This is a genomic window from Sphingomonas sp., assembly GCF_017745215.1.
In the GTDB taxonomy this organism is placed as follows: Bacteria; Pseudomonadota; Alphaproteobacteria; order Sphingomonadales; family Sphingomonadaceae; genus Sphingomonas.
On sequence record NZ_JAGHZV010000003.1, the window covers coordinates 174778 to 193759 of the forward strand.

Sequence of the window (18982 nt, forward strand, 5' to 3'; positions counted from 1 at the left end):
GGCCCCACCCCCAACCCCTCCCCTGAAGGGGAGGGGCTCAAGAAGGAAGAAGGCAATGTACCAAGACCTCAAGACCTCGCTCCGCCCGGCGATCGTGCTGACGATCCTGTTCGCACTGCTGCTGGGCATCCTCTACCCGCTCGCGCTCACCGGCGCCGGCCAGGCGCTGTTCCCCGCCCAGGCCAACGGCAGCCTCATCCGCGACGCCAAGGGCACCATCATCGGCTCCAGCCTGCTCGCCCAGGGCTTTGCCTCGGACCGCTATTTCCACCCGCGCCCCTCCGCCGCCGGCAAGGGCTATGATGCGCTCGCTTCGGCGGGATCGAACCTCGGCCCCGCGAGCCAGGCGCTCGCCGACCGGGTCAAGGCCGATCTCGCCGCCAACGGGGTTCCACCAGGACAATCGGTTCCCGCCGATCTGGTGACGGCCTCCGCCTCGGGGCTCGACCCCCATATCAGCCCCGAGGCGGCCTTGTTCCAGGTCGCCCGCGTCGCCCATGCGCGCGGCTTGCCCAAAGACCGAGTCCGCCAGCTCGTCGAGCTCTCCACGCACCATCCGCTGTTCGGCTTCCTCGGCGAGAACCGCGTCAACGTGCTCGAGCTAAACCTTGCGCTTGATCGACAGGCCGCGGCGGGAAGCGCTAAAGCCGCTTCGTGAACGCCGACCGCCCCGATCCCGAGGCCCTGCTGCGCGCCGCCGCGCAGGAGGGCCGCGGCCGTCTCAAGGTCTTCCTCGGCGCCGCCCCCGGCGTCGGCAAGACCTATGAGATGCTCCGCGAAGGCGCCGCGCGCCGCGACGCCGGGGTCGACGTCGTCATCGGCGTGGTCGAGACCCACGGCCGCGCCGAGACCGAAGCGCTCGTCCAAGGGCTCGATGCGGTGCCTCGACAGATGGTCCCCTACCACGGCCGCGCCATCGGCGAGATGGACCTCGACGCGATCCTCGCGCGCCGCCCCCAGCTCGTCCTCGTCGACGAGCTCGCACACACCAACGCGCCAGGTTGCCGGCATCCCAAACGATACCAGGACGTCGAGGAGTTGCTCGACGCCGGCATCGACGTCTTCTCGACCGTCAACATCCAGCATATCGAGAGCCTTAACGACGTCGTCGCCTCCTTCACCCATGTCCGCGTCCGCGAGACCGTGCCCGACCGCGTGCTCGAGGCCGCCGAGATCGAAGTCGTCGACATCCCGCCCGACGAGCTGATCGAGCGGCTGAAGGACGGCAAGGTCTATGTCCCCGAAGAAGCTTCGCGCGCGCTCAATCACTTCTTCACCAAGTCCAACCTCTCGGCGCTCCGCGAGCTCGCGTTGCGCCGCGCCGCCCAGGCGGTCGACGCGCAGATGCTCGACTATGTCCGCAGCCATGCGCTCGCCGGAAACTGGGCGGTGGGCGAGCGCGTCGTCGTCGCGGTCAGCGAGCTGCCGAGCTCAGAGGAACTGGTCCGCGCCGCCAAGCGCACTGCCGACACCTTCCGCGCGCCCTGGACCGCGCTCCATGTCGAGACCCCGCGCGACCAGCATTTCGGCGAGGAGGAACGCCGCCGCCTCGCCGCCGCGCTCAACCTCGCGAGCCAGCTCGGCGCCGCCGTGGTGTCGGTGCCGGCGGATTCGGCGATCGAGGGGATCAAGTCCTACATCGCCGAGGCTCGCGCGACGCACTTGATCGTCGGCAAGTCGGCGCGCTCGCGGCTGTTCGAGCTCCGCCACGGCTCGGTGGTCGACCGGCTGGTGCGCGAGACGCCGGGGGTCGCGGTGCACGTCATGCCGATCGCCGGCGCGCCGCCCGCGCCCTCGGTCCGGCCCGCGCGCGACTATGGCACCCCCTCCGGCTACGGCTGGACCACCGCGATGGTCGCGGGGATCACCGCGCTCGGCAGCGGGCTGTTCCACATTCTCAACTTCGCCAATGTCGCGCTGCTCTACCTGTTGCCGGTGATGGCCGCGGCGAGCCTGTTCGGGCGCTGGCCGGCGCTGTTCGCCGGGATCCTTTCCTCGCTCGCCTACAACTTCTTCTTCCTGCCCCCCACCGGCACGCTGACCGTCAGCAACCCCGAGAACGTCATCACGATCATCGTGCTGCTCGGCGTCGCCTTCCTCACCAGCTCGCTCTCGGCGCGCGTCCGGGCGCAGGCCGTGCTCGCCGCCGGAAGCGCGCGCCAGAACGCCGCGCTCGCCGGCTTCCTTCGCCAGCTCAGCGACGCAGCGACCGAGGCGGAGCTGATGCAGGCGGTCTGCGCCGAGATCGCGCGGCTGCTCGACGTCCAGGCAGTGATGCTCGTCGCCTCGCCCGACGGCCCGCAGATCCGTGCTGCCATCCCGCCCGAGGACGCGCTCGACACCATCGCGCTCGCCGCCGCGCAATGGACGCTCGAGCGCGGTGTCCCCGCCGGCCGCGGCTCGGATACGCTGACCGCTTCGGACTGGCTCTTCTACCCGCTCGGGATCGAGGAGCGCGTGCTCGCCGCGCTCGGCCTCGCCCGCGATGATTCGCGCGAGACGGTCCGGTCGGATCAGATCCCGCTGCTGATGAGCCTGCTCGACCAGGCGACGCTCGCGCTTGAGCGGATGCGCCTGGGCGAGGAGATGCGCGACGTCGCGGAGTTGAAGGAACGCGATCGCCTCCGCGCGGCACTGCTCTCCTCGGTGAGCCACGACCTGCGCACGCCGCTCACCGCGATCCTCGGCTCGGTCGCCGAGCTGAAGCACCGCGACGACGGCCCGCTCGTCGAGACGATCGAGACCGAGGCGCAGCGACTCAAGCGCTTCGTCGCGAACCTGCTCGACATGGCGCGCGTCGAGGCCGGTGCGCTCAAGCTCAACGTCGAGCCGGTCGATCTCACCGACGCCGTCTCCGCCGCGGTCCACGACACGCGCGCCACGCTCGCCGACCATCCGATCGACCTCCAGGTCTCGCCCGGCCTGCCGCTGGTCCGCGTCGACCCGCAGCTCTTCCATCACTGCCTGATCAACCTGCTCGACAATGCGGGCCGCTATGCGGACCCCGACACGCCGATCGCGATCCGCGCCGACCGCATCCCCGGGGCGCTCGATCTGTCGATCCTCGACCAGGGGCCCGGCCTGCCGCACGGCCGCGAGCGCGAGGTGTTCGAGACCTTCCGCCGCCTCGAAGGCTCGGACCGCTCCAAGGCGGGTACCGGCCTGGGCCTCGCGATCGTCAAGGGCTTTGCCGAGGCGATGGGGCTTTCGGTCGAGGCCTCGAACCGCGGCGAGCCGCGCGGCGCGCGCTTCACCCTCCATTTCCCCGAGCAACTGCTGATCCGCGAGTCCGAAGAAGCCATCGAATGACCCCAAGATGACCAACGCCGCCACGGTCCTGATCGTCGACGACGAGCCGCAGATCCGCCGCCTGCTCCAGGGCACGCTCACCCGCGCCGGCTATCGCATCGCCGAGGCCGGCTCTGGGCGTCAGGCGATCGAGGCGCTGGCTGACGTGCAGCCCGACGTCGTGCTGCTCGACCTCGGCCTGCCCGATCGCGACGGGCTCGAGCTGATCCCGGCGATCCGCAAGCAATCCAGGGCGGCGGTGCTGATCGTCTCCGCGCGCGAGGCGACCGAGCAGAAGGTGACCGCGCTCGATCTTGGCGCGGTCGACTATGTCACCAAGCCCTTCGACACCGACGAGCTGCTCGCCCGCGTCCGCGCCGCGCTGCGCGGCCGGATCGGCGCCGAGGGCGGCAAGGCGAGCATCACCGCGGGCGGCATCACCTTCGACCTGCTCGACCGGCGGGTGATGCGGGGCGACGAGGAGATCCACCTCACCCCCAAGGAGTTCGCGGTGATCGCCGAGCTGGCGCGCTTCCCCGGCCGGGTGATCACCCACCAGCAGCTGCTCGCCGCAGTCTGGGCGAACGATTACGAGCGCCACATCGAATATCTGCGCGTGGTGATCCGCAACATCCGCCAGAAGCTCGAGGAGGACCCCGCGCAGCCGCGGATCGTCGTCAACGAACTGGGCGTGGGCTATCGGCTGATGGGAACCTGAGGCAGCCGGCCGCGAGCCTATGCGAATCCAATGCGGGGGCCGGGTCACCGCTCTCGAATGCCTATGCCGGACGCCGTAGCTGGGGGCATGTCCCGCTGTCATGGCTTGTTCCTCCGTCTGGCCGGCGTCGCGCTGCTCGTGTTGGCGTGGCTGACCGCAGTCACCTTGCGGGCCCGTGTCCTCGCAGTCCCCGCCGAGCGCGACGGCCTGGCCTATTTCCTCGCCGCCGCGACCTTCCTCTCGGCGAGCGGGGGAACCTTGCTCGCAACGCTGGGGCGCCACGTCTTCGATCGCGTCGAAGTGGCGCGGCGGTGGAGCCGCTACGTGGGAGATTGAACCGGAGAGATGGGTAGCGGACCGTTAGAGCAGCATCTCGAACCGCGCCCCGCCGCCTTCGGCCGCGTGCACCTCGACGCTACCGCCGTGCGCAACCGCGATCTGGCGGACCAGGTTCAGCCCCACCCCCGTCCCTTCGCGACGCGTGGTGAAGAAGGGCAGGAAGATGTCGCGCTCGAGTTCCTCGGGCACGCCGGGGCCGTTGTCCGACACCGCGATCGAGACTTCGCCGCCTCTCAGCCGCGCAAAGCCCAGCGTCACGCGCGGATCGCTGCGGTGCGCGCTCGCGGCCTCGGCCGCGTTGCGGAGCAGGTTGATCACCGCCTGGGCGGCGAGGTCCGCATCGGCCTCGATCGTCAACGGCATTTCGGGCAGCGCGACGTCGAGCGGGATCGCCGGCCATTCCGCTTCGAACAGCCGCGCCATCTCCGCCGCGAACGGCGCCGCATCGAAGCGCCCGCGCCGCACCTCGGGCTCGTGCGCCACCCGGCGATAGCTGTGGACGAACCGCCGCAGCCCCTCGGCGCGCCGCTCGAGCGTCTCCACCGCGATCCGCGCATCGTCGATCGCCTCGCCCTGGCGCAGCAAGGTCGAGGCGGTGGCGGCAAGCGACGTCACGGGCGTCAACGAGTTGAGGATCTCATGCGTGAGCACGCGCACCAGGTCGGTCTGCGCCGCCATCTCGACCGCGTTGAGCGTCTCCTGCACCGGCTGGACGATCACCACCCGCGCCCGCCCGCCGAGCCGTGCCAGCGCCGCCGATCGCACGATCGCGCGCCGGGCACGGCCCTGGAGCGTCAAGATCAGCACTTCCTCGCGCGCCGGCGCGTCGAGCTCGAGCCGGTTGGCGAAGGTCGCGCCATAGACCAGGAAATCCTCGGGCCGAACGCCCTGGTGCTCGGCGAAGAAGCGCCGCCCCGCCTTGTTCGCCAGCTCGATCCGCCCGTCGCCGTGGACGGTGAGCATCGGCACCGGCACGTCGTTGACGAGCATCTGGAGGAAGCCGAGCTCGTCGTTCGCTTCGCGCCGCTCGTCGCGCAGCCGCCGGATCGCGGCGTCGAATGCCTTGCCCATCGCCGCGAAGCCCGAGCCTTCGCCGCGGTCGAAATGCACCGACAGGTCGCCGTGCCGCAGCGCCTCGACGAAACGCGCGACTTCGAGGTTGGTGCGGTTGATGTGCGCCCAGAGCAGCCAGCCCGCCCAGAAGGCCCCCGCCCCTGCGACGATCCGCGGCGCGACCAGCCCCGGCGTCACCACCGACCAGCCGAGCAGCGCCAGCATGCCCTGCAGCAGCGCCAGCCGCAGGACCAGCCCGAGCGTGAAGTTGCGGTCAAAGCCCATGTTTTTCCATGCGCCGATAGAGCGCGGCGCGCGACAGCCCCAGCTCGTTCGCGGCGAGCGAGATGTTGTAGCCATGCTTCTTCAGCGCCGCCTCGACCAGCCTTTTCTCGACCCGGTCGAGGTTCATGTCGTCGCGCTCGGGCTCGACCACCGCTTCGCGCGCCACCCTCGGCGCGGCTGAGCCGAGCGTGAAGTCCTCCGCCTCGAGCACCTCGCCCCGCGCCAGGATCACCGCGCGTTCGACCGCGTGGCGCAGCGCCCGGACATTGCCCGGCCAGTCGTGCCGCACCAGCGCGTCGAGCGCGGCGCCGGACAGGCGCGGCACCGGCCGGTCGTAGCGGCGGGCATAGAGGTCGAGGAAATGCTCGGCGAGCTCGGGAATGTCCTCGCGGCGCTCCCGCAGGGGCGGCAGCAATATCTCGACGGTGTTGAGCCGGAACAGCAAATCCTGGCGGAACTGCCGCTCGTCGTGGAGCCGGTCGAAGGCGAGGTTGGTCGCGGCGATCACGCGGATGTCGACCGGCACCGGCCTGTTCCCCCCAACCGGCGTCACCTTGCGCTGCTCGAGCGCGGTGAGCAGCTTGGGCTGCAGGTGGAGCGGCAGATTGCCGACCTCATCGAGGAACAGCGTGCCCCCATCCGCCGCCTGGATCCGCCCGATGCGATCAGCGCGGGCATCGGTGAAGGCGCCCTTCACATGGCCAAACAGCTCGGAGTCGATCAGATCCTCGGCGACTGCGCCCAAGTCGATCGTGAGCATCGGCCGGTCGGCACGCAGCGACAGGCGATGCAGCGCGCGGGCGACGAGTTCCTTGCCCGTCCCGTTCTCGCCGAGCACCAGTACATTGGCGTTGGTCGGCGCCGCGCGCTCGATCAGCGAATGGACGCGCGCCATCGCCGGCGAGCGGCCGAGCAGCGGGCTCCCCTCGCCGCCCGCGCTGCTTGCCACCGTCACCTTGGCGCGCTCGGTCGACACCGCTGCCCGCGAGCGCCGCAGCGCCGCAGCGGTCCGCACCGTCGCGAGCAGCCGCTCATTCTCCCAGGGCTTGGAGACGAAGTCGGTCGCGCCGTGCTTCATCGCTTCGACCGCGACCTGCACGCCGGCATGCGCAGTGATCATCACCACCACCATGTCCGGATCGATCGCGAGCAGCCGGCCGAGCCAGGCCAGCCCCTCACGTGCGTCGGTCGCGCCGCGCGCGAAATTGGCATCGAGCAGCACGACGTCGGGCTTGCGCGAGCCGAGCGCGCCCAGCGCTTCCTCGGGCGCGCGCGCGACCAGGACCTCGGCGAAGAGCGAGCGGAGCAGCAGCCGCGCGGCGAGGAGGATGTCGTCGTCATCGTCGATGACCACGCAGAGATCGAAGTCCGGTCCGCCCATTGCCCCGCTTCCGTACAGTGACTGTGCGAAATCGGACAATCAATTTGCGTGCCAGTCCGGCGACAAGGCCCGCCCCTCTCGCAAACCGCAATTGGCACGGCTCCTGCTTAGTGTCCGGCAAGCCGCAAAGGCGAATGGAGCAGGGACGATGCGAGACAGACCGACACTGAGGCAGGCCATGCGGATCGCGACGCTGATCGCGGTGACGCTGATGCTCTGCACCCTGCCGCGCAGCGGCCCGGCCGGGCTGGAATTCTCGGTCGACACCCAGCGCATCTCGTTCACGCTGCGCTCGGCGGCGGTCAATCTGGCGTTCGATATCGGACAGTCGCGTCCGGAATCGGACAGTCGGCGAAAGGCCTTTTCGTGAGCATCGTCCGCATCCGCCGCGGCGCGGCCGACGAAGCGAACGCCAACCATGGTGGCGCGATGGATCGCGAGATCGTCCGCCGTCGCCTGCCCCTCGCCTGGAAGGCCGCGATCGGCGGCGCGGTGCTGCTGTTCGCAGCACTCGGCTTCTTCTGGTTCGCCCCGCGCGGCGACAGCCAGACGATCGACGCCTCGCGGCTCGCTGTCTCCGAAGTCACGCGCGGCACCTTCGACGATTTCGTGCCGCTCCGCGCCCGCGTCACCCCGCTGCTCACCGTCTACATCGACGCGGTCGAGGGCGGGCGGGTCGAGAAGATGCTCGTCGAGGACGGCGCGACCGTCGCCAAGGACCAGCTGATCGCGATGCTGTCGAACCCCGACCTCCAGCTCTCGACGCTGCGCGACCAGGCCGAGGTCGAGCAGCAGATCAATAGCATGCGCAGCCAGGAGCTCGCGCTCTCGCAGACTCGCCTCGCCAACGAGCGCGCGGTGCTCGAGTCACGGCTCGCGCTCGAAAAGGCTCGCCGCCAGTACGACCGCGAGAAGCCGCTCGCCGCCAAGGGCTTCGTCCCCACCAAGACCTTCGCCGACACCAGCGACCAGTTCGACTATGAGCGCAAGCGGCTCGAAGTCGCGCAGCGCACGCAGGCGAACGACGAGAAGATGCAGTCGAGCCAGCTCGACCAGCTCCGCGCCTCGGCCAGCTCGCTCCAGTCGAGCCTCGCGATCGCGCACGCCAACCTCGACGCGCTCAACCTGCGCGCGCCGGTGGCGGGGCAGCTCTCGGGGTTCAATGTCCAGGTCGGCCAGTCGCTCCAGCGCGGCGAGCGGATCGGGCAGATCGACTCGCCCGGGCACAACAAGCTCATCGCCGGCGTCGACGAATTCTACCTCGGCCGCGTCGCGGTGGGGCAGAAGGCAGAGCTCGAGACCGGTGGGCAGCGCTATCGCGCGCAAGTCACCAAGATCTACCCGCAGGTCCAGAACGGCCAGTTCCAGATCGATCTGCAGTTCATCGGCGCGGAGCCGCAGGGCGTGCAGCGCGGCCAGACCTTGCAGGTCCGCCTCACCCTCGGCGACCCGAGCCCTGCGCGGCTGATCCCCAACGGCGCCTTCTACAACGAGACTGGCGGCGCCTGGATCTTCGTCGTCGCTCCCGACGGGCGCAGCGCGGTCAAGCGCCAGGTCCGGCTCGGCCGCCGCAACGAGAATTTCATCGAAGTGCTCGACGGGCTCGACCCCGGCGAGCGCGTGATCACCTCTCCCTACACCGGCTTCGCGGACAAGGACCGGCTGGTCCTCGCCAATCCATGAGCCCCGAACAGAAGGACATGACGATGCTCGAGATGCGCAACCTCTCCCGTGTCTATCGCACCGAGACGGTCGAGACGACCGCGATCGACGCGATCGACCTGGACATCGCCCAGGGCGAGTTCGTGGCGATCATGGGGCCTTCGGGCTGCGGCAAGTCGACCCTGCTCAACCTGATCGGCATGCTCGACAGCCCGTCGAGCGGCTCCTACCGGTTCAACGGCCAGGAAGTCGCAGGGCTCAGCGAGAGCAAGCTCTCGGCGACGCGCAAGGCCAACATCGGCTTCATCTTCCAGAGCTTCAACCTGGTCGACGAACTCTCGGTGCGCGAGAACATCGAGCTCGCGTTGCTCTATCACGCCGTTTCGGCATCCGAGCGCCGCCGCCGCGCGGACGCAGTGATGGACCGCGTCGGCATCGCGCATCGTGCGAAGCATCGGCCGAGCCAGCTCTCGGGCGGGCAGCAGCAGCGCGTCGCGGTCGCCCGCGCGCTCGTCGCCGAGCCCAAGCTGATCCTCGCCGACGAGCCCACCGGCAACCTCGACACCCAGCACGGCGAGGAAGTGATGCGGATGCTCCAGCAGCTCAACGCCGAGGGATCGACGATCGTGATGGTCACCCACTCGCCGGCGCATGCCGATTACGCGACCCGCATCGTCAACATGCTCGACGGGCGGATCCTCCAGGAACGGCGCCAGGCGGCCTGAGCGAAGGGAAGCAGATCCATGTGGCGCAACTATCTCACCGTCGCGGTCCGCGCGCTCGCCAAGAGCCGGACCTATGCCTTCATCAACATCGTCGGGCTGGCGATCGGCCTGGCCGCATGCCTGCTGATCCTGCTCTACGTCCAATATGAGCGCAGCTACGACGACTGGCTGCCCGAAGCGCAGCGCACCTATCAGCTCCAGGTCTATTACCAGAGCAAGACCACCTCCGACTCCTTCGACAACCAGGGCGCCCCCTATGTCTCGAAGGCCGCGCTGGTGAAGGATTTCCCCCAGATCGAGCACGCCGTCTACATGGGCAGCATGGACGTATCGGTGGTCAAGGACGGCGGCGCGGTCTCGGGTGGCGACGCCCGTGTCGTCGACGGGCCCTTCTTCGACACGATCGCACTGCCGCTCGCGCGCGGCGACGCCCGGCAGGCGCTGTCGCGGCCGGGCACGGTGGTGTTCACCGAGCACAAGGCGACGGCGCTGTTCGGCACGACCGAGGTGGTCGGCCGGACGGTGACGCTGCTGATCAACGGCAAGAAGGCCGATTACCGCGTCACCGGCGTGCTCCGCGACATCCCCAAGCATTCGCACCTCGACGCCGACATGATCGTCCGCGTCGACTTCCCCGCGATGTTCGGTGCCGAGAGCGGCTTCCTCACCCAATGGGGCTGGACCTCGGGCTGGGTCTACGCCCGGCTCAAGCCCGGCGCCGACGTCAACGCGATCAATTCGCAGTTCAACGCGTGGAAGAAGCGCAACATCCCCGACGACTTCTTCAACGGCCAGCGCAGCAACATGGGCGAATCGCGCACCTTCAAGCTGGTTGCCGCACCCGACATCCACCTCGGCAAGGCGCAGGGCTCGGCGATGACCGCGGCCGGCGACGCCAAGTCGATCGCCACCTTCGCGATCATCGCGCTGCTGATCCTCGCGATGGCGTGCATCAACTTCACCAACCTCGCCACCGCCCGCGCCAGCCAGCGTGCCCGCGAAGTGGCGCTGCGCAAGGTGCTCGGCGCGACGCGCGGCCAGCTGGTCGTCCAGTTCCTGAGCGAATCGGTGCTGATCGCCGCAGTTTCCATGGTGCTCGCACTGGCGGTCACCGAGCTGGCGCTGCCCTGGTTCGCCCACTTCCTCGATGCCGAATTGACCCTCCGATACTTCGGCAAGGACGGACTGATCCTGCCGATCCTCGGGCTGGTGCTGCTCGTCGGCGCGGCGGGCGGGCTCTATCCGGCCTTCCACCTCTCGCGTTTCCAGCCCGCGCAGGTGCTCAAGGCGAACAAGTCCGCCTCGGACGCCGAAGGCACGGGGCGGTTGCGCAGCGCGCTGGTGGTGATCCAGTTCGCGGTCTCGATCGGGCTGATCGTCTGCACTGCGGTGGTCTATGCCCAGGGCGTCTACGCCCGCTCGATCGATCCCGGCTTCAAGCGCGAGGGACTGATCCAGCTCAACGGCATCGGCACCGACGCGCTGGTCAACCAGGCCGAAGCGCTTACCGACGCGGTCGGCAAGGTCCCGGGCGTCCAGTCGGTCGGCCGCACCGGCGTCGGCATCGTCACCGGCAACACCTCGACCACCAGCGTGATCCCGCCCGACAGCGACAATTCGACCGATATCGGCGTCTACGGCGTCGACGCGGGCTTCTTCCGCACGATGGAGATCCCGCTCGTCGCCGGCCGCCTCTTCGACGAGAAGCGGCCCATGGACGACATGACCACGCCGCTGCCGCGCGACAATGCGGCGGAGAAGGCGATGGTCCAGCGCGGCGGCTATGTCGTGATCAACGAGGCCGGCGCCAAGCGGCTCGGCTTCGCCAGCCCGCAGGACGCGGTGGGCAAGGTGATCAAGACCGGCGTGCCCGAGGAGATGGGCGGACTGATGAACCTGACGATCATCGGCGTGGTCGGCGATTCGCGCTTCCGCACCGTCTCGTCGCCGATCGAGCCGATCATGTTCCAGCTCGACCGCCACAACGTGAACTGGATGCTCGCGCGCTACATCGGCGATCCCAAGACCGTGCAGGCGGGCATCGAGAAGGTTTGGCGCCGCTTCGCCCCCGACCTGCCCTTCGACGCCGACTTGGGCGACGCCGTGATCCAGCGCAGCTACGAGCGGATCGACGCGCGCGCGCAGATGTTCGCGCTGTTCGCAGGGCTTGCGGTGATCATCGCCTGCCTCGGGCTGTTCGGGCTCGCGGCATTCACGGCCGAGCGGCGGACCAAGGAGATCGGCATCCGCAAGGTGCTCGGCGCGCGCACGCTCGACATCGTCCGGCTGCTCGTCTGGCAATTCTCCAAGCCGGTGGTGATCGCCAATTTGATCGCCTGGCCGGTGGCCTGGTGGGTGATGCGCGACTGGCTCAACACCTATGACGCGCGGATCACGCTGACGCCGGTGCCCTTCCTGCTCGCCTCGCTGCTCGCGCTGGGGATCGCGGTGGGCACGATCAGCGCACACGCCTGGCGCGTGGCGCGGGCCAATCCGGTGAATGCGCTACGCTACGAATGAAGGAAGCTCACGCAGCCGGACTTGCGATGTAGGAGTTCGGCTGCTTGGCCGGGGCGGCTGGAGGATTCCAGCCGCTCTTCGGACGCGGCTGGGTTCGGGCCTCGAATTGGGCGCTTCCTAGACCCCCAGCGAATTGCCGTAGCCGATCACGACCGTCGCCAGCACGAGCAGGCCGACGCCGCTCCACACGGTGAGCTTCACTCCCGGCGCGGCGTCCTTCCACTCGCGGAAGGCAAAGCCCCAGATCGTCCCGAAGATGATGATCGAGGCCATGTGCAGCGTCCAGCTCGAGAAGCCGTACTTGCCCATCTGGCTCTCCCCCATGGTGTAGAAGAAGAACTGGAAATACCAGGCCGTCCCCGCGATCGCGCAGAGCAGCAGGTTGAGCCCCAGCGGCGCGCCGACCGCCTCGCCCTTGCCGAGCCATTGCCCCGCGCTGCGGTTGCGCACGATCAGGATCGCGCACCACACCGCATTGGTGAGCAGCCCGCCGAACATCACCAGGCACAGCACCGGCAGCCCGGTCCACAAGGGGCCGGTGCCCGCGGCGGCGGAGAGCGCCTTGATCGGCTCGCCCGCCGCGAGGCCGAAGGAGAAGCACGACGACATGATGCCCGAGAAGATCGCCACCCAGATCCCCTTGCGGAAGTCGAACTCGGCGACCGCGGCGGCCTTCTGCTCGGGGCTGAGCGAGGCGTCCTTGCGCGCGCCGGCGAAGGCGACGACGACGATCCCGAGGATGGTGATCAGGATGCCGACGAGGTTGTAGTGGCCGGTCTGGTTGCCGAGCAGCTTCTCGGCGAACTCGCCGCGGAAGATCGGCGGGATCAGCGTGCCGAACACCGTGCACAGCCCGAGCACCACGCCCATGCCGAGCGACAGCCCGAGGTAACGCATGGTGAGGCCGTAGGTGAGCCCGCCGAAGCCCCAGAGCATCCCGAACACGATCGGCCAGAGGATCGTCGAGCCCTCGGCGCGGCCGAGCACGCCGAGCAGGTCATGCGTCTGGATCGACGCGAAGAACCACGGCGCAAGCAGCCAGGAGAACAGCCCGCCGGTGAGCCAGTAGATCTCCCACGACCAGCGCTTCACCGCGCGATAGGGCACATAGAAGCTCGCGGAGGAGAGGCCTCCCAGCCAGTGGAAGAACACGCCGATCAGCGGGTTTGGGGTCATGGGATCCTCTCCTGGGTTTCTTCTTGTCTCAAAATATCAGCCGTCACCCCCGCGAAAGCGGGGACACCGCTTCTTCTTCTGCGGTGGAAGAGCGGGATCCCCGCGTTCGCGGGGAAGACGGCTGGAGGTGCTGGATGGTCATCCTCACACCTCCAGCCCGAGCCGGTAGATGCGATTGGCGTTGCGACCGAACAGCGCGCGGCGCTCGCTCTCGGTGAAGTCGGCGACCGCGTCGGCGAGCATCGACAAGGTTGCGTCGAAGCTGCCGAACAGCCGGTCGGTCGGGAAGTCGCTCGCGATCATGCAACGGCCCGCGCCGAACAGCTCGATCGTCGCGAGCGTCCGCGCCCGCACAGCGTCGGTCGAGAGCGGGCGGAAGACGAAGCCCATGCCCGAGAGCTTGACCGCGACATTGGGCAGCACCGCGAGCCGCTTCATGCTCGCGCGCCATTCGTCCTCGCCGTCGACGCCCATGCCGCCATGGTTGACGATTACCTGGACCTCGGGATGGCGCTCGATGATCGCGGCGAGATGCGCGAACTGGCCGGGATAGGCCTGGAGGTCGAAGGACAGGCCGTGCTTGCCGAGCAGCGCGAAACCCGCTTCCCATTCGGGATCGAGCGTGACGTCGCGCGGCGTGTAGGTGCGCTTCGGATCTGCATGCCAGTTGACGATGTGCCGGATGCCGCGGACGTTGCGCCGGCGGGCATGGTCGTGGAGCAGCGTATCGACATTGGGATCGTCGAGCGCAGCGAAGGCGACGATGCCGCTCGGCATCCCTTCGGCATCGGCGATGCCCTGGAGCCAGTCGGTCTCGGCGAGCGCGTCGGCAGCTTCGGCGCCGGCGTCGATGTGGACGCATCCCACCGGGTTCCATGCCGCCGCCTCGCGGCGATAGTCGTCGATGCCGTAGCTCGAGGCGATCGGCTCGACGCTGCCGTTGGGCCCGTCGTCGGCGAACGGCGGCGTGAGCCAGGCATAGCGGATCGCGCCGTCCAGCTTCCACAGATGCACATGCGCGTCGACGAACGGCAGCGCGGTCATGGCCCTCCCCTCTCCTGCTCCAGCCGCCCTAGAAGGTCGTCCTCCCGCCCGACGTGTCGAAGGTCGAAGCGGTAGTGAAGCTGCATTCCTCCGAAGCCATGAAGCACACCATTGCCACGGTCTCGCGGATGTCGCCCAACCGGCCCATCGGAATCTTCGAGAGCATATAGTCGACCTGGCTCTGCGGCAGCTGCGCGAGGATCGGGCTCTCGAAGGTCGCCGGGGTGATGGCGTTGGCGATCACGCACTTGGTCGCGAGTTCCTTGCCGAGCGACTTGGTGAAGCCGACCACCGCCGCCTTGGACGCCGAATAGGCCGAGGCGTTGGGATTGCCTTCCTTGCCCGCCACCGAGGCGACGTTGACGATCCGCCCATACCCGGCGGCGATCATCCCCGGCACCACGGCGCGGCAGCAATAAAAGAGGCCGTTCAGGTTGACGTCGATCACCTGGAGCCAGGAGTCGATCGGGTATTCATGGACCGGCGCCGTCGCTCCCGTGATGCCGGCCGAGTTCACCAGAACGTCGATCCGGCCCAGCTTCGCCAGCGTCTCCTCGGTCGCGCGCGCCACGGCACCAGGTTCGCGCACGTCAAAAGCGATGGTGTGCGCCGCGCCGACGTCGGCGCCTGCTTCGGCCAGCCACTCGGGATCGATGTCCCACAGCACGACCTGCCCGCCCTCGGCGACGATCCGTCGCGCCGTCTCTCGGCCGAGCCCCGAGGCGCCGCCGGTGACGACCGCGACGCGGCCGTCGAAACGCCCCGCGAAGCTCATGCCACGCTCCCGCCTGTGCTCTTGGGGCTCCAGGCGACGCAGGTCTGGCGCTGCTCGCCGAGCTTTTCGATGCCGAGCGCCATCGTGTCGCCGGGCTTGAGGTACCAGGGCTCGGGCTTCTGCCCCATGCCGACGCCCGGCGGGGTGCCGGTGGTGATGATGTCGCCCGGCTCGAGCGTCATGATCTGCGAGCAATAGGCGACGATCTCGGCGACCGGGAAGATCATCGTCCTGGTGCTGCCATCCTGGACGCGCTTGCCGTTGACTTCGAGCCACATCGACAGGTTCTGGGGGTCGCCGACCTCGTCCGCGGTCACCAGCCAGGGGCCGACGGGGCCGAACGTCGGGAAGCCCTTGCCCTTGTCCCAGGTGAGGCCGCGCTCGATCTGCCAGTGGCGCTCGGAGACGTCGTTGACCACGCAATAGCCGGCGACATGGCGGAGCGCATCGGCTTCGTCGACATAGCTCGCGGTGCTGCCGATGATCACGCCCAGCTCCACTTCCCAATCGGTCTTCCTGGAATCGCGCGGGATCGTGACGGGGTCGTTGGGACCCTGGAGGCACGAGATCCATTTGTTGAACACCACCGGCTCGGGCGGGATCGGCAGGTTCGATTCGGCCGCGTGATCGGCATAGTTGAGCCCGATCGCGATGAACTTGCGGCTGCCCGCGACGGGAGTGCCGTAGCGGGGCGTACCCTCGACCAAGGGCAGCGTCGCCGGGTCGATCGCAGCGAGCTTCGCCAGGCCCTGGGGCGAGATCTCGGCGGCGCCGATGTCGGGGACTACGCCGGAGAGGTCGCGGATGCGGCCCTCCGCATCGAGAAGGCCGGGCTTTTCCTGTCCGCTTGCGCCGTATCGCAGCAGCTTCATGGGGAGGTCCTCAGTGTGTGTAGGGTCGGTGGAGGGGAATGTCGCGGTTGAGCTCGACGCCGAAGCCGGGCTTGTCGAGCGCACTCGCGCGCAGGCGGCCCTTCTCGGGCACCGGCTCGCCGAGCAACTGCGGCGCGAACATCGGCACCACTTCGGTCGGCCCCGGATGCATCATCAGGAACTCGGCGAAGGGCGAATTGTGGCGCGTGATCACGAAATGATAGCTGTAGACCGACGAGCCGTGCGGAACGACCAGCTTGCCGCGCGCATCGGCCAGTGCCGAGATCTTGAGCAGCTCGGTCACCCCGCCGCACCAGCCGACGTCGGGCTGGATGATGTCGCAGCAGTCCATCTCGAGCAGCATGCGGAAGCCCCAGCGCGTCGCTTCATGCTCGCCGGTGGTGACGAGCATGCCCTTGGGGACGTTGCGCTTCAGCTCGGCATAGCCCCAGTAATCGTCGGGGCTGATCGCTTCCTCGATCCATTTGAGGCCATGCTCGTGGCAGGCGAGCGCGAGGCGTGTCGCATAGTCGACGTCGAGCGCCATCCAGCAGTCGTACATCAGCCAGAAGTCGTCGCCGCACTTCGCCCGCATGTCGGCGAGCAGCGCGACGTTCTTGTGGAGCCCCTCCAGCCCCTCGGCGGGCCCGTGGTGGAGCGGCAGCTTGCCGCCGATGAAGCCGAGTTCCTTGGCGACGTCGGGCCGCGCGCCGGTGGCGTAGAATTGCAGTTCGTCGCGCACCGCGCCGCCGAGCAGGTGATAGACCGGCTCCTGCCTGAGCTTGCCGAGCAGGTCCCAAAGCGCGAGGTCGACACCCGAGATGGCGTTCACCACCAGCCCCTTGCGGCCATAATATTGGGTCGAGAAGTACATCTGGTCCCAGATCTTCTCGTAATCCGTGGGCGAGCGCCCCTCGAGGAAGCGCGCGAGGTGCTTCTCGACGATGTAGCAGGCGGGCTCGCCGCCGGTGGTCACCGCAAAGCCGATCGTACCGTCCTCGGCCTCGATCTCGACCACCAGCGTGCCGAGCACATTGATCCCGAAGCTCCGCCGCGAGGCGCGATATTCGGGGTATCTGGCCATCGGCGTGGCGATGTGGTCGTCGATCCAATGGCCACCGCCTTGGTCATGGTAATCGGCGCCGCCGCCGCGGACGACAAAGGCGCGGACCGCGCGGATCTTGGGCAGGCTCATCGGAAATCCCGGCTCGACGGTGACAGCGTTGGAGAGGAAGCCGCCGCACGGCGCAAGCCTGTCCATCGCGTACCATCATGTGGTACGAACAGCGCGCCGCGCGGGCCAAGGCGTTTGGCGACTATGATTTCCCCCTCCTGCCCCATTGTCTGGCACGATATTCCATATTATGGGACGCAGTATTACGAGATGAGACACATGCCGTCAAACGCTGATTTGACTCAAAAGCGGGAGGAGAGAGCTTCGGAGGGCCGTGCCCAGGCCGGGAGCCAGACCCTGTTGCGCGGGCTCGACGTGATCGAGGCGATGGTCGACGGGCCAGTCGCCCTCGCCGAGCTGGCCGCGCGACTCGACCTTACGCGGTCGACGACGCACCGGCTGGCGACCGCGCTGGTCGAGCGGCGCTACCTCACCTTCGTGCCGCGGCTCGGCTATCAGTTCGGGCCGAAGCTGCTCGAGCTGGGCTTCCTCGCGCAGCAGCAGACCGACGTCGTCCAGATCGCGCGCCCGCACCTCGAGGCGCTGGCGGCGAGCACCGAGGATACGGTGCACCTCGGCATCCTCGATCACGACCGCGCGCTGTATCTCGACAAGATCGCCGGACGGCGGCGCGTCGAGATCAATAGCCGGATCGGCGACCGGCATCCGCTGACCGCCACCGGGCTCGGCAAGGCGCTCCTGCTCGACGCCGAGGCGGACCAGTGGAAGCGGCTGTTCCAGAAGGACCACGCCTCGGGCTCGCCGCCGGCGGACTATGACCAATGGGTCAATCGGATGCGCGGCTATGTGACTGCGGGCCGGACCTACGACCTGGAGGAGAATGAGGATCTGATCCGCTGCGTCGCGGCGCCGATCCGCAACGCCTCGGGCGCGATCGTCGCCGCGATGAGCGTGTCGAGCGCGGCGCAGTACATGGCCGACGAGCGGATGGAGACGCTGACCGCCGACGTGCTGCATACGGCACGGGCGATCAGCGCGGACATGGGCTGGTCCGCCGAGACTGCACGCCAGGCGCGGCTCGGGCGGGGGCGGCGGTGAGACACCGCGCTCCTTCTTCCGTCATCCCGGCGAAAGCCGGGACCCAGGGTTACGGAAGACGTCGCTCGCGGCCCTGGGTCCCGGCTTTCGCCGGGATGACGGTCAAGGGAATACGATGAGCGGCTTACTCCAGGACAAGGTTTTCCTGATCACCGGCGGCTCGGCGGGCATCGGCCGCGCCGCCGCGATCGCTGCGGCACGGGCGGGCGCGAACGTGGGGATCAACTATGTCGGCGACGATGCTCCGGCGGAAAGTTGCATCGCCGAGGTCGAGGCCGCCGGCCGCAAGGGCTTCGCGTTCAAGGGCGACGTCGCGCTGCCGGAGACCGCGAGCAGCTTCATCGCTGAAGCCGTGACCAGGCTCGGCCGCGTCGACGTCTTCGTCTCGAACGCCGGCATCTGCCCCTTCCACGCCTTCCTCGACATGCCGGTCAAGACCTTCGAGCGGACGATGCGGGTCAACCTCCACGGCGCCTACTGGATGGTCCAGGCCGCGGCGAACCAGATGGTGAAGCAGGGCGACGGCGGCGCGATCATCGCGGTCTCGTCGATCTCGGCGCTGGTCGGCGGCGAGTACCAGACGCATTACACGCCCACCAAGGCCGGGGTGCATTCGCTGATGCAGTCGGCCGCGATCGCGCTCGGGCGGCACGGCATCCGGTGCAATTCGGTGATGCCCGGCACGATCCTCACCGACATCAACAAGGACGACCTCGCCGACCCCGAGAAGCGCGCGCGCATGGCCGCGCGCATCCCGCTGGGCCGGCTGGGCGAGCCAGAGGATCTCGCCGGCCCCATCGTCTTCCTCGCCTCCGATCAGGCGCGCTACGTCACCGGCGCTTCGCTGCTGGTCGACGGCGGCGCCTATGTGAATCTGCAATGAGCCCTTCCGCCATAGCCGTCATCCCGGC

General features: G+C 68.6%; 17 protein-coding genes. 10 read left to right on the top strand and 7 right to left on the bottom strand.

The features are described from left to right. Positions 1–55 precede the first annotated feature (55 nt). The 4 genes from kdpC (at position 56) to J7495_RS04770 (ending at position 4342) form a co-directional block, all read left to right on the top strand. Positions 56–658, top strand: coding sequence for a potassium-transporting ATPase subunit KdpC (kdpC, locus tag J7495_RS04755; RefSeq protein ID WP_294054932.1), 603 nt, complete (start codon positions 56–58; stop codon positions 656–658). Then, on the top strand, positions 655–3309 hold the full coding sequence (locus J7495_RS04760) for a sensor histidine kinase KdpD (RefSeq protein ID WP_294054933.1): 2655 nt from the start codon (positions 655–657) through the stop codon (positions 3307–3309). The genes kdpC and J7495_RS04760 overlap by 4 nt, the downstream gene beginning before the upstream one ends. Before the next feature lie 7 nt (positions 3310–3316). Further along, positions 3317–4006 (top strand): response regulator transcription factor, encoded by a 690-nt coding sequence (locus J7495_RS04765; protein WP_294054934.1) that lies wholly within the window; start codon positions 3317–3319, stop codon positions 4004–4006. Positions 4007–4111: 105 nt separating this feature from the next. Further along, positions 4112–4342 (top strand): hypothetical protein, encoded by a 231-nt coding sequence (locus J7495_RS04770; protein WP_294054935.1) that lies wholly within the window; start codon positions 4112–4114, stop codon positions 4340–4342. A gap of 24 nt (positions 4343–4366) precedes the next feature. Here J7495_RS04770 and J7495_RS04775 read toward each other — a convergent pair whose 3' ends face one another. Both J7495_RS04775 and J7495_RS04780 read right to left on the bottom strand, forming a co-directional pair. Continuing rightward, positions 4367–5683, bottom strand: a complete 1317-nt coding sequence (locus J7495_RS04775; RefSeq protein WP_294054936.1) for an ATP-binding protein — start codon at positions 5681–5683, stop codon at positions 4367–4369. Further along, a complete protein-coding gene (locus J7495_RS04780) occupies positions 5673–7064 on the bottom strand; it encodes a sigma-54 dependent transcriptional regulator (protein ID WP_294054937.1) in 1392 nt (463 codons plus the stop codon). Before J7495_RS04780 ends, J7495_RS04775 begins: the two co-directional genes overlap by 11 nt. Positions 7065–7212: 148 nt before the next feature. Between J7495_RS04780 and J7495_RS04785 the strand changes: the two genes are divergently transcribed. From J7495_RS04785 to J7495_RS04800, 4 genes are read left to right on the top strand one after another with little or no spacing between them, the layout of a single operon-like run. Next, positions 7213–7434 (top strand): hypothetical protein, encoded by a 222-nt coding sequence (locus tag J7495_RS04785; RefSeq protein ID WP_294054938.1) that lies wholly within the window; start codon positions 7213–7215, stop codon positions 7432–7434. Then, entirely contained in the window at positions 7431–8747 is a 1317-nt protein-coding gene (locus tag J7495_RS04790; RefSeq protein WP_294054939.1) for an efflux RND transporter periplasmic adaptor subunit, read from the top strand. Before J7495_RS04785 ends, J7495_RS04790 begins: the two co-directional genes overlap by 4 nt. A gap of 23 nt (positions 8748–8770) precedes the next feature. Then, on the top strand, positions 8771–9451 hold the full coding sequence (locus J7495_RS04795; protein ID WP_294055069.1) for an ABC transporter ATP-binding protein: 681 nt from the start codon (positions 8771–8773) through the stop codon (positions 9449–9451). Positions 9452–9469: 18 nt separating this feature from the next. Then, complete coding sequence (locus tag J7495_RS04800) at positions 9470–11971, top strand: ABC transporter permease (RefSeq protein ID WP_294054940.1); 2502 nt, start codon at positions 9470–9472, stop codon at positions 11969–11971. Positions 11972–12088: 117 nt separating this feature from the next. Here the strand turns inward: J7495_RS04800 and rhaT are convergent, their stop codons facing one another. The 5 genes from rhaT to rhmD all read right to left on the bottom strand — a co-directional run bounded on the left by rhaT (position 12089) and on the right by rhmD (position 17033). Continuing rightward, positions 12089–13147, bottom strand: coding sequence for an L-rhamnose/proton symporter RhaT (rhaT, locus tag J7495_RS04805; protein ID WP_294054941.1), 1059 nt, complete (start codon positions 13145–13147; stop codon positions 12089–12091). Between the two features lie 144 nt (positions 13148–13291). Further along, entirely contained in the window at positions 13292–14191 is a 900-nt protein-coding gene (locus J7495_RS04810; protein ID WP_294054942.1) for an amidohydrolase family protein, read from the bottom strand. A gap of 28 nt (positions 14192–14219) precedes the next feature. Beyond that, complete coding sequence (locus J7495_RS04815) at positions 14220–14966, bottom strand: SDR family NAD(P)-dependent oxidoreductase (RefSeq protein ID WP_294054943.1); 747 nt, start codon at positions 14964–14966, stop codon at positions 14220–14222. After that, on the bottom strand, positions 14963–15838 hold the full coding sequence (locus J7495_RS04820; RefSeq protein ID WP_294054944.1) for a fumarylacetoacetate hydrolase family protein: 876 nt from the start codon (positions 15836–15838) through the stop codon (positions 14963–14965). The genes J7495_RS04815 and J7495_RS04820 overlap by 4 nt, the downstream gene beginning before the upstream one ends. Before the next feature lie 10 nt (positions 15839–15848). Then, positions 15849–17033: an L-rhamnonate dehydratase gene (rhmD, locus tag J7495_RS04825; RefSeq protein WP_294055071.1), complete on the bottom strand. Its 1185-nt coding sequence runs from the start codon at positions 17031–17033 to the stop codon at positions 15849–15851. Positions 17034–17222: 189 nt separating this feature from the next. On the opposite strand from rhmD, the gene J7495_RS04830 reads away from it, so the two are divergent. Together J7495_RS04830 and J7495_RS04835 are read left to right on the top strand one after the other, a co-directional pair. Then, positions 17223–18071: an IclR family transcriptional regulator gene (locus J7495_RS04830; protein ID WP_294054945.1), complete on the top strand. Its 849-nt coding sequence runs from the start codon at positions 17223–17225 to the stop codon at positions 18069–18071. A gap of 115 nt (positions 18072–18186) precedes the next feature. Further along, positions 18187–18954, top strand: coding sequence for an SDR family NAD(P)-dependent oxidoreductase (locus J7495_RS04835; protein WP_294054946.1), 768 nt, complete (start codon positions 18187–18189; stop codon positions 18952–18954). Positions 18955–18982 lie beyond the last annotated feature (28 nt).

Coding starts and splice junctions, on each gene's coding strand:
- kdpC (WP_294054932.1), top strand. CDS start 56: ATGTACCAAGACCTCAAGACCTCGCTCCGCCCGGCGATCGTGCTGACG.
- J7495_RS04765 (WP_294054934.1), top strand. CDS start 3,317: ATGACCAACGCCGCCACGGTCCTGATCGTCGACGACGAGCCGCAGATC.
- J7495_RS04775 (WP_294054936.1), bottom strand. CDS start 5,683: ATGGGCTTTGACCGCAACTTCACGCTCGGGCTGGTCCTGCGGCTGGCG.
- J7495_RS04780 (WP_294054937.1), bottom strand. CDS start 7,064: ATGGGCGGACCGGACTTCGATCTCTGCGTGGTCATCGACGATGACGAC.
- J7495_RS04785 (WP_294054938.1), top strand. CDS start 7,213: ATGCGAGACAGACCGACACTGAGGCAGGCCATGCGGATCGCGACGCTG.
- J7495_RS04795 (WP_294055069.1), top strand. CDS start 8,771: ATGCTCGAGATGCGCAACCTCTCCCGTGTCTATCGCACCGAGACGGTC.
- J7495_RS04800 (WP_294054940.1), top strand. CDS start 9,470: ATGTGGCGCAACTATCTCACCGTCGCGGTCCGCGCGCTCGCCAAGAGC.
- rhaT (WP_294054941.1), bottom strand. CDS start 13,147: ATGACCCCAAACCCGCTGATCGGCGTGTTCTTCCACTGGCTGGGAGGC.
- J7495_RS04810 (WP_294054942.1), bottom strand. CDS start 14,191: ATGACCGCGCTGCCGTTCGTCGACGCGCATGTGCATCTGTGGAAGCTG.
- J7495_RS04815 (WP_294054943.1), bottom strand. CDS start 14,966: ATGAGCTTCGCGGGGCGTTTCGACGGCCGCGTCGCGGTCGTCACCGGC.
- J7495_RS04820 (WP_294054944.1), bottom strand. CDS start 15,838: ATGAAGCTGCTGCGATACGGCGCAAGCGGACAGGAAAAGCCCGGCCTT.
- rhmD (WP_294055071.1), bottom strand. CDS start 17,033: ATGAGCCTGCCCAAGATCCGCGCGGTCCGCGCCTTTGTCGTCCGCGGC.
- J7495_RS04830 (WP_294054945.1), top strand. CDS start 17,223: ATGAGACACATGCCGTCAAACGCTGATTTGACTCAAAAGCGGGAGGAG.
- J7495_RS04835 (WP_294054946.1), top strand. CDS start 18,187: ATGAGCGGCTTACTCCAGGACAAGGTTTTCCTGATCACCGGCGGCTCG.